The organism is Litoreibacter janthinus (assembly GCF_900111945.1).
Classification (GTDB): Bacteria; Pseudomonadota; Alphaproteobacteria; order Rhodobacterales; family Rhodobacteraceae; genus Litoreibacter; species Litoreibacter janthinus.
On sequence record NZ_FOYO01000001.1, the window covers coordinates 1 to 13,110 of the forward strand.

The following is a 13,110-nucleotide window of genomic DNA, read 5'->3' on the forward strand; positions in this document are numbered from 1 at the left end:
ATCGCTGCCGTCAACGTCGTCTTGCCGTGGTCAACGTGACCAATCGTGCCGATGTTTACGTGCGGTTTGTTACGTGCAAATTTTTCCTTAGCCATAGCTTTGGGCGCCTTAGAATTAGGGGGGCCCATTGGCCCCGGTTCACTTCGCGCGCTACCTATGCAGGATCGAGGAAAAAATCAAGCGTCAGTTGGTCGTTCCGCCGCCCGCGGGCAAAGGTGCGACATCGGCGTCAGGCACCGCCTCTAGATTAGCCTTTTCCGCCAAGGCCTGAAGGTCGTCCTTTTCAGCGGCGGCTTTCGCGTCGGCGTCGACGTCCTGACCAAACAAATCGCCATTCGAGACCAACCACCGCTCCACCGCTTTGGCAAATTGCGCGGCGAGATTCTGCATCTGTTGGTCTTTGGAGTTGAAGAAACCAGACCCGATGAAGGTTTCGCCATCCAGCTGTTCCAAGACAAGGATTTGCTTGGAGCGTTTCTCCAGTCGCGTCTTGGTCTCGCTGTCCCAGACATGAACAGTTGCACTCAGTGCCGATCTTGGCGCCAAGGCAAGACGGCCACCCTTGGTCGCAAGAATGTAGCCATCGAGGCTGTAGCTGATGTGATAGAGCTTCTTACCATCATACCGTCGGAACCGCTTGTCGATCGCGGCTTCCAGCACCTTTTCCCACTCCTCGGCAGTGGCAGTGCGGGAGACACCCATCTTGCTTGCCTTGTCAGTCACTGCAACATTCAGGTCGAGCTTGAAGTCGCCCAATGGAACCTGGTCTTCAGTATCGGGGTTCGGAACCGCACATGCGGCCAGCAGAAAGACAGCCGACAAAGCCGTAAGAATAGCGCGCATGGACAAAGCCCCCCCAAGAGTTACGTCTGCTCTGGATAGCCGAGCGGTCCGAAGGGTGCAATCATACGCCGCGTTGCCGTGACGCCAAGACAGCATATATTAGGGAATATGAAAGACTTCGTAACCGCCTACCCTCCGCGCGTGAAGCTCGTCTCCGAAAAATGGGGCATCCTGCAATCCTTGCGGGCCGCGCAGCGTAATCTGATCGAGATCATCCCAGAGATCGCGCTTCACCAACCCATCGTCACCGGAAAGATGGGCAAGCCGTGGCATATGGTGATGGATCCCGACGCGATCCGGCGTATTCTGCGCGACAGGCTGGAGGATTATCCAAAGTCCGACGTCACAAAGAACATCCTTAGGCCTGCTATTGGCGACAGCCTCTTTGTCGCTGAAGGCGCTCATTGGCGTTGGCAGCGCCGCGCCGCAGCCCCTGTGTTTTCACACCGCAATGTAGCCAATCTAGCCCCTATTATGAGTGCTGCCGCAGAACGGTCCTGCGCGAGGATCGAGGCACAGGTGGGGCGCGCCGCGGACTTGTATTCCGAAATGGTCACGTCGACGTTTGAAGTGATCTCGGACGTAACATTTTCGGATGACGAAGGCTTCGACCGCGATGCCATCCACAAGGCGATTAATGGCTATATCGACAGCACCGCCAAAGTATCTCTGTTCGACGTCTTGGGGTTCCCCACCTGGATACCACGGCCTGGCAGAGTTCTGTCATCTGGCGGCACCAAGGCCATGAAATCTATGGCAGACGACGTGATCACAAACCGCAAAGCCAAGAAGGAAGGCGACGTCCTTGATCTTCTGGATCTGCTGATGGCAGGCGAAGACCCAGAGACCAAGCGCAAGATGAACACCTCCGAGCTTCGCGACAACCTTCTGACCTTCATCGTGGCGGGACATGAGACAACCGCACTGACGCTGGCATGGGCGCTCTACCTCTGCGCCTTTGATCAGGACGTCCAAGACCGTGCGCGAGACGAGGCGCAGTCGGCTTTGCACGGCAGAACCGCCACGGAAGCCGATCTCGCAAGTTTGCCCTATATTCGCCAGATCATCGACGAAACGCTGCGCCTCTATCCACCCGCGGCCTTTCTATCGCGCACCGCACAAGTGCAGGATGAGCTATGTGGACGCCCTATCGCACCAGGTGACACGGTGATGCTTCCGGTCTATGCGTTGCACCGATCGCGCCTTCTATGGGACGATCCCGACGCGTTCGATCCAGATCGGTTCGCAAAAGGCAAAAATATTGACCGCTTCGCCTATCTGCCCTTCGGCGATGGTCCGCGAATCTGCATTGGCATGAGCTTTGCGATCCAAGAAGCCGTAATCATTCTCGCGACCATCCTGTCGCGGTTCAAGTTCACACGCGTAGAGGGCAAAGACCCCTACCCCGTTCTGATCCTGACCCTGCGGCCCGAGGGCGGCGTTTGGCTGAATGTGGAAAGTGCGTGAGAACTTAGAAAAGCCAAGGTCAGATATGCGGGATTCAGCTGCCGTTCAATCATAACAACAAAACGCCAAAAAAGAACATTCTGAGTTGGATTTACTTTGATCATGTCGCCGCTTGTTCCTTAGAATTATTACCTTACCAATATGCCTGTAGGAACCTTCGTAGTCTCGCTTCGAATTGCTACTGACCCATTCTTTTTCAGAAGGATTACTTTGATGCCCGAATATGTTTTTATTTCAGATCAACAAGTGAGCACAGATTGTGAGGCCATCGGACTTTCTGACTGGAGTAACAGAAAGGATAGTCGGGTCGAAGAACGAGAGGCGGAAATCATCCGGCAAATTATCGGTGACGAAGCCCTTGAGATTCCATTGTCTGAATTCAGAGCGGGCTTGGAGATCGAGCTTGAGCATGGGACAAAGTTTCCAACGGCCAATGTAAGTGGCAACCATCCCGTTGCGACTGGGCGCATCGTGCTTGCTCACCTGAAGGAGAGTCTCGACTACTATCTTCGACTTGTATGCATGGAACTTGAAATGGAACTAACTAACGCGCTTGCAGACGGAGAATCAGAGCGCGCTTTAGTTAAACGAAGGGATTTGGCCGCCGCTCGTGCAGTTCTTGAGAAGAAGGTTCTTGAAACGCTTTCCGGCGCTTCTTGATGTCCGACATATCGAGGCGGCATCGCAGCGACTGCTCCGAGCTCTAAGCTGGTATCTATCCCAGCGCAACTACCACTCAACCGAACTTATAGGTCTTCGGGAAACCGTAAGGCGGACGTTTACCTACACCAGCGCGTTTGCCCAACCATTCGGACATGTCTGGTTCGTGACGGGTTTTGCCGCCGCCCATGCCCCATGTCAGGCCTTCGTCCCAGACGAAAGTCGTCAAATCCGACAACCCGCCATCCAACTCAAGCGAGCCCTGCTTGCCGCGGGCCATGTTGTACTTTTGAAGCCGTACGCCTTTGCCGCGCCCCATTTCAGGAAGCTCGGAAGACGGGAAGACCAAGAACTTGCCATTCTCGCTGACTATGGCAACGTGATCGCCCGTTGCGGGCTTACAAACCACCGCGCGCACGTCGTCCTTCACGTTCAACACCTGCTTGCCGGATCGGGTTTGGGCGACCACATCATCTTCGGGCACGACAAAGCCATTGCCTTCGGATGAGGCGACCAGAAGCTTGCGACCCGGAGTATGGATGAACATATCCACGATCTCCGCCTCGTTCGGCAAATCGACCATCAGCCGCAATGGCTCGCCCATGCCACGGCCACCTGGAAGGTTCGCGGCCAGAACGGTATAGAAGCGCCCGTTCGACCCAAAGACCAGAAGCTTGTCCGTGGTCTCGGCGTGGAAGACAAAGCGGCCTTCATCCCCATCCTTAAATTTCAGTTCGCGGGTGAGGTCGATATGGCCGGTCATGGCGCGGACCCAGCCCATTTTGGAGCAGACGATCGTCACCGGCTCGCGATCGATCATCGCCTCCAAGGGGACCTCCGCGACCTCGGTCGCTTCTGCGAACTGGGTGCGCCGCGCTCCGCCTTCGCTGTCCTTGCCGAACTGCTTGCGCACGTCGCGCAATTGTTCCGTGATTCTCTTCCACTGCAGGTCTTCGCTGTCGAGCAGGTCTTCAAGCGCTGCACGTTCGATCATCAGCGCGTCCCGTTCGCGCTTCAGTTCCATCTCTTCGAGACGGCGCAAGCTACGCAGACGCATATTGAGAATAGCGTCGGCTTGGACCTCTGTCAGGGACGGCTCACCTTCGCGCTTGGACGGGCCGACATAGTCTTTTTCGTCCATCGCACGCGGGTGATCTTTGCCCCAGTCTTCAAACATGAGGCCTGATTTGGGATCGTCGTCATAGCGGATAATGTCGATCACACGGTCGAGGTTCAGGAACGCGAGAATGAACCCTTCCAAGACCTCCAATCGGTGGTCAATCTTCTCCAGTCGGTGCTGCGAGCGGCGTTGCAACACCTCGCGGCGGTGGTCAAGGAACGCGCGCAGGACCTCTTTGAGCGAACAAACCTTGGGTGTACGCCCGTCAATCAATACGTTCATGTTGAGCGAGAACCGCACTTCCAAATCAGAATTGCGGAACATCATCCCCATCAGAACCTCTGGATCGACATTCTTTGACCGCGGCTCCAGCACGACACGGATGTCCTCGGCACTTTCATCTCGAATGTCGGCGAGGATCGGAACCTTCTTGGTTTGGATCACTTCGGCAATCTTCTCGATCAGCTTAGACTTTTGAACCTGATACGGGATCTCGGTGATCACGATCTGCCAAAGGCCGCGCCCGAGGTCTTCAACTTCCCACTTGGAGCGCAGTCGGAACGAGCCGCGCCCCGTGCGGTAGGCCTCAAGAATGTTCTCGCGGGGCTCAACGATGGTGCCGCCAGTCGGGAAATCTGGGCCGGGCACATGTTCCAGCAGTGTCTCGTCGCGGGCATTCGGAGCTTTGATCAGGTGAATACAGGCGTTGATCAACTCGTCGATATTGTGAGGTGGGATGTTTGTTGCCATCCCAACTGCGATCCCGCTAGAGCCATTAGCAAGAAGGTTCGGGAACGTTGCAGGCAGCACCGAAGGCTCTTCCAACGTGCCGTCATAGTTAGGCCGATAATCAACCGCGTTCTCGTTGAGACCTTCCAGCAGCGCCTCTGCTGCGGCGGTCATGCGCGCCTCGGTATACCGGGCTGCTGCGGGGTTATCACCGTCGATGTTGCCGAAGTTTCCTTGCCCATCGACGAGCGGATACCGGACGTTAAATTCCTGCGCCAAACGCGCCATGGCATCGTAAATCGCCGCGTCGCCATGCGGGTGATAATTGCCCATCACGTCGCCCGAGATTTTCGCTGATTTACGGAAGCCGCCATTCGAAGCCAGCTTCAGTTCGCGCATTGCAAACAGGATTCGGCGGTGAACCGGCTTCAGACCATCGCGCGCATCCGGCAGCGCGCGGTGCATAATCGTCGACAGCGCATAGGTCAGATAGCGCTCGCCGATTGCGCGGCGCAGCGGTTCGAGCAGCTCTGCGGGCTCCATCTGGGGGGTGTCGGCGTTATCTGACATAGATGCTGTGTAGCGCTCCGATCAGGGAGGGTAAAGCCGCGAGATGATGCACCAGGGGAGTAATTCTTACCGTTTCCCCGTGTCCATTCCGTGGTAATATAGCCATAAGGCCTGAAACGCCTTGGGGGATTGTTAAATGTTTAAATGGGTCGTGGGCCTGTGCGCCACAATGTATATCGTTTTGATGACTGCCGGAGAGCCGTCACCAAATGAAGTGGCAGCGCGAGAAGTCAACGCGAGTCAACACGTTACCAGAAATGAGACGACGCAGCTGGAAACTCCAGTGGTAGTTATAGCTGCTCCGGCCGAAGCCGCAGAATCAATGCCGATTCCCGCCGTTGCGACAATCTCTGACATCATCGAATCCCCTGTTCTTGTTTCTGCAACAACAGAGGCAACCACACCCGTCGTTTCCGAGCCCATCGCAACCGAAGTCATTTCCGCGATCGCGCCTGAGGCTGCCGCGGACATTCGCCGTGTGACAGGCAAAAGGGTCAACCTTCGCGCCGGCCCTTCTACGACCACCGAAATCATTGGGCGCGCAGTGCGGAACGACAGTGCCGAAGTGATGGAACTCCTCCCGTCTGGCTGGGCTAAGGTCTACATTCTGGAAACAGGCCTTGAAGCCTATATTTCCAGCCAGTTTCTATCAAGCGCGGGCTAGAACCTTTGGACCGCATGCGGTAGCGCTTGCGCCATGACACGTAAATCAATTCTGATCACAGGCTGCTCCTCGGGCATCGGCTATGACGCAGCACACGCGCTGCACAAAAGAGGTTGGCAGGTTTTTGCGACCTGCCGCAAGCAAGACGACTGCGATCGCTTGGTTGACGAAGGGTTGGAAAGCTTCGTTCTCGATCAAAGTGATGCAGCGTCTATGAAAACGGCCCTCGAAGAAGTGCTGAGCCGCACCGGTGGTACACTCGACGCATTGTTCAATAATGCCGCTTTCGGCATTCCGGGCGCGTTAGAAGATCTGCCTACAGATGCACTGCGCTCGATCTTCGAGACCAACCTCTTTGGTTACCACGAACTCACCCGCCAAGTTATTCCGATCATGCGGGCACAAGGTCACGGGCGCATACTGAATTGCTCCTCCGTGTTGGGGTTCGTCACGATGAAGTGGCGCGGGGCGTATAACAGCACAAAATTCGCGATGGAGGGACTTACGGACACCTTGCGCATTGAAATGCGCGGCACCGGAATCGACGTTATCTTGATCCAGCCCGGGCCCATCACATCGAGAATTCGCCAAAACTCGGTCCCCCACTTTGAGAAGTGGGTCGATTGGAAGACCTCGGCCCGGAAATCCCAGTACGAAGACAACCTGCTGAAGCGCCTGTATGAAGAACGCGGGCCTGACACCTTCGAATTGCCCGCCTCAGCCGTGAGCGATAAGGTATGGCGGGCCTTAACAGACGCGACCCCGAAGGCCCGGTACAAGATAACCACACCGACATATTTGATGGCCGTCTTAAAGCGCTTGCTGCCAACCCGATTGCTCGACTGGCTAATTGACCGCATGTAATTCCGGTTCGCTTTTTGGCTATGCTCCGCTAGATGCAGTTCTAACATGTGCAACTCACGGGGGCTAACTTATGGCCGACGATCCACTTTTCATTGTTGTCGCTGTCGCATGCATCGCGGTGCTGATCATCCTGCTTATTGGCATCGGTGGCTTCGCGAAGGGCGGCGACTTCAATCGCAAGCATGCCAACCGCATCATGCGCTATAGGATAGGGGCCCAATTCATCGCCGTAATCCTTATTCTCATTTTTGTGTTTTTCCGGCGCATGGGAGGCGCGTAATCACATGGTCGTTCTGAACAAAATCTACACCAAAACCGGCGATTCAGGCGAAACCGCACTCGGCAACGGATCGCGTGTGGCCAAGCATTCGACGCGCGTCAACGCTTACGGCACTGTCGACGAGGCAAACGCAACGGTCGGTCTGGCGCGCCAGCATGCCGACAGCAGTATGGATAGCCAACTGGCGATGATCCAGAATGACCTATTTGACCTAGGCGCGGATTTATGTCGCCCTGACATGGAAAACGACGCTACCGCAGAATACCCGCCCCTTCGGATGGCAGCAGCGCAAGTTGCGCGGCTTGAATCCGAAATCGATGCGATGAATGCCGCACTGGAACCCCTCCGCTCGTTCATTCTTCCTGGTGGGTCAGCCCTCGCGGCGCAACTACACCTGTGCCGGACGGTTTCGCGCCGGGCCGAGCGTTTGACGGTGGAGCTGGCGACAATGGAATCAGTGAACCCCGACGCGGTCAAATATTTGAACCGCTTGTCAGACTGGTTTTTTGTTGCGTCCCGTATCGCGAATAATGACGGCAAAGACGATGTGCTCTGGGTCCCAGGGGCAAACCGCTAGCGCAAACAACTTGCGTTTATGAAATTTTTTCTGCTTTTTTCACAAACGCGGCGTCACAGGACGGTGTCGCGTCGATTTTAACCTGTTTTCCGAGGGCAGCCTCAGCTATCTCGGAAAGTGGAATTACAACATGCCCACTCCGGGTGCTGATCTAGGGAGATACCGCTGATGAAGGTCCTCGTACCCGTCAAACGCGTGATCGATTATAATGTGAAAGTCCGTGTTAAGGCGGATGGCAGCGGCGTCGATCTTGCTAACGTCAAAATGTCCATGAACCCGTTCGACGAAATTGCTGTCGAACAAGCTATCCGCCTTAAAGAGGCTGGAAAAGCGGAAGAGGTTGTGGCGGTTTCCATTGGTGTGAAGCAAAGCCAAGAAACATTGCGCACGGCGCTGGCCATGGGCGCGGACCGCGCGATCCTGATTGTAGCGACTGACGACGTGCATAACGACATCGAGCCGCTGGCGGTTGCCAAGCTGCTGAAAGCGGTTGTCGACGAAGAGCAGCCGGGTCTCGTGATCTGCGGCAAGCAAGCGATTGACAACGACATGAACGCCACCGGTCAAATGCTCTCAGCGCTTCTCGGCTGGAGCCAAGCTACGTTCGCCTCAGAGTTGGACATTGACGGCGACAAAGCCGTGGTAACCCGCGAAGTTGACGGCGGTTTGCAGACCATTTCTGTGAGCATGCCAACAGTCGTGACGGCCGACCTGCGCCTGAACGAGCCGCGTTATGCGTCGCTGCCAAACATCATGAAGGCCAAGAAAAAGCCTTTGGACGAGAAGACTCCCGCAGACTACGGCGTGGATGTTGGCAACCGCCTGTCGATCGTCAAAACGGCAGAACCAGAGACACGTAAGGCTGGCATCAAAGTAGCTTCTGTTGAAGAGCTGGTCGCGAAACTTAAAGACGAAGCGGGAGTAATCTGATGGCTGTTCTACTTCTTGCAGAAATCACCGATGGCCAGTTGGCCATGGATGCCACCGCGAAAGCCGTAACTGCGGCAAAACCGCTGGGCGACATCACTGTGCTGTGCTGCGGCGCGACCTGTTCCGCTGCTGCCACGGAAGCTGCGACCATCGAAGGCGTAGCCAAAGTGCTTTGCGCTGAGCATGATCTTTATGGCCACCGTCTCGCTGAACCTGCTGCCGATCTGGTGGTTAGCCTTGCCGGCGATTACTCGCACATCGTTGCACCTGCCACGACCGACGCGAAAAACCTGATGCCACGTATAGCAGCATTGTTGGACGTAATGGTCATCTCTGACATTACAGCTGTAATCGACGCCGACACGTTCGAGCGTCCGATCTATGCGGGCAACGCACTGCAAACTGTCAAATCCTCCGACGCGACGAAGGTTATCTCGGTGCGCGGTTCGGTCTTTGACGCGGCTGGCACTGGTGGCTCCGCTTCTGTTGAAAATATCGGCGCTGCTGCCGATCCCGGGTTGTCGTCTTGGATTGAGGACAAGGTTGCCGAGTCCGACCGTCCAGAGCTGACATCTGCCGGTATCGTTGTGTCCGGCGGGCGTGGCGTTGGTTCGGAGGACGATTTCGCTTTGATCGAGAAGCTGGCAGATAAGCTTGGCGCAGCAGTGGGTGCATCCCGTGCGGCTGTAGACAGTGGCTACGCCCCAAATGACTGGCAAGTCGGACAAACCGGAAAAGTGGTTGCTCCTGATCTATATATTGCCGTGGGGATTTCGGGCGCCATCCAGCACTTGGCTGGAATGAAGGACTCCAAAGTCATCGTAGCGATCAACAAGGACGAGGAAGCTCCGATTTTCCAAGTTGCGGACTATGGTCTGGTTGCAGACTTGTTCGAAGCCGTACCGGCATTGATCGACGCTCTTTAAGCGTCGTTGCTAAATAATTGGAAAGGGCTCGCCAAAAGCGAGCCCTTTTTTTTGTGACTACAGCACTTTGAGCAGTCGATCAGCGATCTTGCGATGCGTCGAGGGCCCTATCATTTCTTGCGCGCTAGGGGCCTCCATCGCACTGTAGACCATCCCATCAACTTGCCCCCGCTCATGCGCGATATCGACTTCAACAATTTTCTCCACAAGCCCTTCGAGACGACCAATCAGCGGAGCGTCCAGAAATAGCGGCTCCGCCCCCAAATCGGCCGAGGAGGCAATCGCGGGTTGTGGCTCTCGCAACCAGAGCAGAATGCAGCGGCCGTTGATCTGTCGCAGCATCAACTCCATCCGAGCGCCCCAGGCGGCACGCAACTCCATCTCGATCGCAGCAAATCGCTGTGGTGAAACAGCCTTCAGAGTCGTGAGCATGTGTCGCGTGAAGGAAAATTCGCTAAAATCGACTTCTCGATAAATTGACTTCAACAAAGTCGACGCCTTGAGAAAGCGATCATTGCGCCTTGCATGGACAGAATAGAACCGGTTCGACATGTTCTGCGCGCCCATCACTTGGATGATGGTGGCCTTTGATCGGTTGCAAAGCGCCATCAACGACGGATCGTGCACAAACGCATCAACGCCAGCGTTTACCGCGCTGAAGTTTGCGCAGGGGATACCTTTGGCATTCTCCACCAGTTCGACGAACGGCTTCTCCACAAACTTTCCATAGGTTTCGCTACCTCCGATAAACGAAAAATAGTCCTTTTTCAGACTCCGCCTCGGCCCGCGAAACAAGAGTTTCGATTGGCCGTAGCGGCATTGATTGTAGTTTAAAGGACTTGCATCCACTCTTTCATAGGCCATTGCCCCACCTCAATTTCGACTCACCCAACGCTACTTTTGCAGGTGCTGCTTGCCAAAAAGCTAAAGTGTTAATTTCTGTAAACTTTTAGACGCCAGCCGCACTTGCACGCCACCCTCGCCACGGCCTATCTTGACCGAGACCCGATGGAGTATGCGGATATGGAAATCTCGAAAGTTGGCGTGGTTGGCGCAGGCCAGATGGGCAATGGCATTGCCCATGTATTGGCGCTCGCGGGTTACAAAGTGCTGATGAACGATATCTCTCAAGACAATCTGGACAAGGCCATTGAGATCATTCAAGGCAATCTCGATCGCCAAGTCAGCCGTGAAAAAATCACTGCAGAAGAACGCGATGCAGCGATGGCCAATATCTCGACGACGCTGACTTTGACCGATTTAGGTCCGTCCGACCTAATCATAGAAGCAGCCACCGAACGCGAGACCGTAAAGAGCGCGATTTTCGAAGACCTTCAGCCGCATCTTTTGCCGCATACGATCCTGACATCGAACACGTCGTCGATCTCCATCACACGACTGGCTTCTCGCACCGACAGGCCTGAAAAATTCATGGGCTTCCACTTCATGAATCCGGTTCCGATCATGCAGCTTGTGGAACTGATCCGCGGCATCGCAACCGACAAGGATACCTATAAAGCGTGTTTAGCTGTGGTTGAAAAGCTGGGCAAAACCGCTGCAAGCGCTGAGGATTTCCCAGCTTTCATAGTGAACCGCATTTTGATGCCGATGATTAACGAAGCCGTCTACACCCTTTACGAAGGCGTCGGCTCTGTAAAATCAATCGACGAGTCCCTCAAACTGGGCGCCAATCACCCGATGGGGCCTTTGGAGCTTGCGGACTTTATCGGCCTCGATACCTGCTTGGCGATCATGAACGTGTTGCATGACGGACTGGCAGATACGAAATACCGCCCCTGCCCTCTTTTGACGAAATATGTGGAGGCCGGATGGCTCGGCCGCAAGTCACAGCGTGGCTTCTACGACTACCGGCAAGACCCGCCAGTCCCGACACGCTAAACCGGCTATTTCTTGGCCTGCGCCTTAAGCGACAGAGTCTTTTCGCGCAGCCACGCAACAAATCCACGCGGATTGCTGGACCAATTCTTGATCTCTTCAGGGTCAATCGCCTCGCCGACGATCGGGGCCTGAGGTTTATAAAGCGCGTGGCGCACTTCATAGATCAAGAGCCCCTGCCTCAAGGTTGCAGATATGCGGTTGGCTATCTGGTAAGCGCGCGAATTCTGCCCCGGGAAATAGATTGGAACGACCTTAGCACCGGACCTATGGATCATCTTCGCTGTGAACGGATTCCACTCGGCTTCTATGGCAGGGCCAAAGGCCGTCTCAGACGTTGCCACGACCCCGGAAGGGAATAGAACAATCGCACCGCCCTCTTTCAAATGCTCCATTGCTTTACGCCGCATCTCTAAATTCTGCTGAAGCGCGTCTTCTTCATGCGGAAACGGGACGGGGATCATGAACATGTCGATCGCATTCACACCGGTGAGCAACGACCGCGTCAGAATTTTATAGTCGGTGCGCACGCGACCTATCAGGTCGGCAAGAACCATCCCATCGACCAAACCGTGCGGATGGTTCGCAACAAATATGACGGGTCCATCCTTAGGAATATTGTCGATCTGCTCTTGAGGAGTCTGAAGCTCAATGCCCATGACATCCAAAGCATCGCGCCAGAACCCCTGACCGAACCTTACACCACCCCGCTCGAACTTTCGGATCAAGTAGAGCAAATGGAGCTTGCCGGTGATGAGCTCCATCACGCGGATGGTGTTGGCTTTCCACGGGTTGGTGAAAGTATTGGCGTAAGACAGGTTACGCTTGTCATACGCGACATATTCCGGGTGGTCGTAGGGAAGATCCTCGGTCCTAGGAGGGTCTTGCGGCGCGTCATTCATATCCAGCCCCGCATTCAAATACCTTCCCCGAACTTGTCTGCTACCAAAGCTTCTAGCGCCTTCATGGCCGCTTCTGCGTCGGCCCCGCTGATACGAACGTCGATGGATGTCCCACGTGACGCCGCCAGCATCAACAGTCCCATAATGCTGTCGCCGGACACATCCATACCGTCCTTGGACACAGTAACCCGCGCATCGAAATCTTCGGTCACTTCCACAAACTTGGCGCTTGCACGCGCGTGAAGGCCCTTCTCGTTGACGATGTTAAGAGTGCGTTCAATCATCGTCATTGAGGTCCGTCAAAACTGTTAATGTACTTTCGACCCGCTTCTTTGGCGAGGTCCACAGCATCTCCGACCTCATAGCTGCGAGACTTGGCGAGCTTGATCAGCATGGGAAGATTAGCCCCATACAAAATTCTACGATTACCGGGGCTGCACGCCAAGAGCGAAAGGTTTGACGGCGACCCGCCGAACATGTCGGTCACGACAACAACGCCGTTGCCCTCATCCACGCTGTCAGCAGCTTCACAAATTTCTGCTTGTTTGAGGCTGCGGTCGTGAGATTCTTCGATCGTAATTGCCCGAATTCCGGTTTGCTTACCGACCACATGTTCGACCGCCGACAAGTATTCCCTTGCCAGCCCGCCATGTGCGACGATGACTATTCCAATCACCCGACA

At 55.3% G+C, this 13,110-nt stretch carries 16 protein-coding genes; 9 read left to right on the forward strand and 7 right to left on the reverse strand.

Going from position 1 to position 13,110, the window contains the following annotated elements; genetic code table 11:
• On the reverse strand, positions 1–95 hold a 95-nt coding region (locus BM352_RS00005; RefSeq protein ID WP_139229758.1), incomplete at its 3' end, for a GTP-binding protein.
• An 88-nt stretch (positions 96–183) separates the two neighbouring features.
• A complete protein-coding gene (locus tag BM352_RS00010) occupies positions 184–843 on the reverse strand; it encodes a hypothetical protein (protein WP_090211028.1) in 660 nt (219 codons plus the stop codon).
• A 108-nt stretch (positions 844–951) separates the two neighbouring features.
• Here BM352_RS00010 and BM352_RS00015 point away from each other — a divergent pair, with 108 nt between their 5' ends.
• Positions 952–2,310, forward strand: coding sequence for a cytochrome P450 (locus BM352_RS00015; protein WP_090211029.1), 1,359 nt, complete (start codon positions 952–954; stop codon positions 2,308–2,310).
• Positions 2,311–2,523: 213 nt separating this feature from the next.
• Positions 2,524–2,970: a DUF5661 family protein gene (locus BM352_RS00020; RefSeq protein WP_090211030.1), complete on the forward strand. Its 447-nt coding sequence runs from the start codon at positions 2,524–2,526 to the stop codon at positions 2,968–2,970.
• Positions 2,971–3,046: 76 nt separating this feature from the next.
• On the opposite strand, the gene BM352_RS00025 is transcribed toward BM352_RS00020, so the two are convergent.
• Complete coding sequence (locus BM352_RS00025) at positions 3,047–5,389, reverse strand: DNA topoisomerase IV subunit A (RefSeq protein WP_090211031.1); 2,343 nt, start codon at positions 5,387–5,389, stop codon at positions 3,047–3,049.
• A 136-nt stretch (positions 5,390–5,525) separates the two neighbouring features.
• Here BM352_RS00025 and BM352_RS00030 point away from each other — a divergent pair, with 136 nt between their 5' ends.
• From BM352_RS00030 to BM352_RS00055, 6 genes are all read left to right on the forward strand, one after another.
• Positions 5,526–6,053 (forward strand): SH3 domain-containing protein, encoded by a 528-nt coding sequence (locus BM352_RS00030; protein ID WP_090211032.1) that lies wholly within the window; start codon positions 5,526–5,528, stop codon positions 6,051–6,053.
• Between the two features lie 33 nt (positions 6,054–6,086).
• The gene (locus tag BM352_RS00035; RefSeq protein ID WP_090211037.1) at positions 6,087–6,917 is read left to right on the forward strand and encodes an SDR family NAD(P)-dependent oxidoreductase; all 831 of its coding nucleotides are present in this window, start codon (positions 6,087–6,089) and stop codon (positions 6,915–6,917) included.
• 70 nt (positions 6,918–6,987) lie between these two features.
• Complete coding sequence (locus BM352_RS00040; protein WP_090211039.1) at positions 6,988–7,197, forward strand: twin transmembrane helix small protein; 210 nt, start codon at positions 6,988–6,990, stop codon at positions 7,195–7,197.
• A 4-nt stretch (positions 7,198–7,201) separates the two neighbouring features.
• Entirely contained in the window at positions 7,202–7,774 is a 573-nt protein-coding gene (locus BM352_RS00045) for a cob(I)yrinic acid a,c-diamide adenosyltransferase (RefSeq protein WP_090211041.1), read from the forward strand.
• 168 nt (positions 7,775–7,942) lie between these two features.
• A complete protein-coding gene (locus tag BM352_RS00050) occupies positions 7,943–8,704 on the forward strand; it encodes an electron transfer flavoprotein subunit beta/FixA family protein (protein WP_090211042.1) in 762 nt (253 codons plus the stop codon).
• On the forward strand, positions 8,704–9,630 hold the full coding sequence (locus BM352_RS00055; RefSeq protein ID WP_090211043.1) for an electron transfer flavoprotein subunit alpha/FixB family protein: 927 nt from the start codon (positions 8,704–8,706) through the stop codon (positions 9,628–9,630). Before BM352_RS00050 ends, BM352_RS00055 begins: the two co-directional genes overlap by 1 nt.
• A gap of 57 nt (positions 9,631–9,687) precedes the next feature.
• Here BM352_RS00055 and BM352_RS00060 read toward each other — a convergent pair whose 3' ends face one another.
• The gene (locus tag BM352_RS00060) at positions 9,688–10,494 is read right to left on the reverse strand and encodes a DUF6473 family protein (RefSeq protein WP_090211045.1); all 807 of its coding nucleotides are present in this window, start codon (positions 10,492–10,494) and stop codon (positions 9,688–9,690) included.
• 159 nt (positions 10,495–10,653) lie between these two features.
• Between BM352_RS00060 and BM352_RS00065 the strand changes: the two genes are divergently transcribed.
• On the forward strand, positions 10,654–11,529 hold the full coding sequence (locus BM352_RS00065) for a 3-hydroxybutyryl-CoA dehydrogenase (protein ID WP_090211047.1): 876 nt from the start codon (positions 10,654–10,656) through the stop codon (positions 11,527–11,529).
• A gap of 5 nt (positions 11,530–11,534) precedes the next feature.
• Here BM352_RS00065 and BM352_RS00070 read toward each other — a convergent pair whose 3' ends face one another.
• Genes BM352_RS00070 through BM352_RS00080 form a run of 3 tightly spaced genes read right to left on the reverse strand, consistent with a single transcriptional unit; the run spans position 11,535 to position 13,104 of the window.
• Positions 11,535–12,428, reverse strand: a complete 894-nt coding sequence (locus tag BM352_RS00070; protein WP_090211049.1) for a lysophospholipid acyltransferase family protein — start codon at positions 12,426–12,428, stop codon at positions 11,535–11,537.
• Positions 12,429–12,442: 14 nt separating this feature from the next.
• Complete coding sequence (locus BM352_RS00075; protein WP_090219730.1) at positions 12,443–12,712, reverse strand: HPr family phosphocarrier protein; 270 nt, start codon at positions 12,710–12,712, stop codon at positions 12,443–12,445.
• 2 nt (positions 12,713–12,714) lie between these two features.
• Positions 12,715–13,104 carry a PTS sugar transporter subunit IIA gene (locus tag BM352_RS00080; RefSeq protein WP_090211052.1) on the reverse strand — a complete coding sequence of 130 codons (390 nt, stop codon included), beginning with the start codon at positions 13,102–13,104 and terminating at the stop codon, positions 12,715–12,717.
• Positions 13,105–13,110 lie beyond the last annotated feature (6 nt).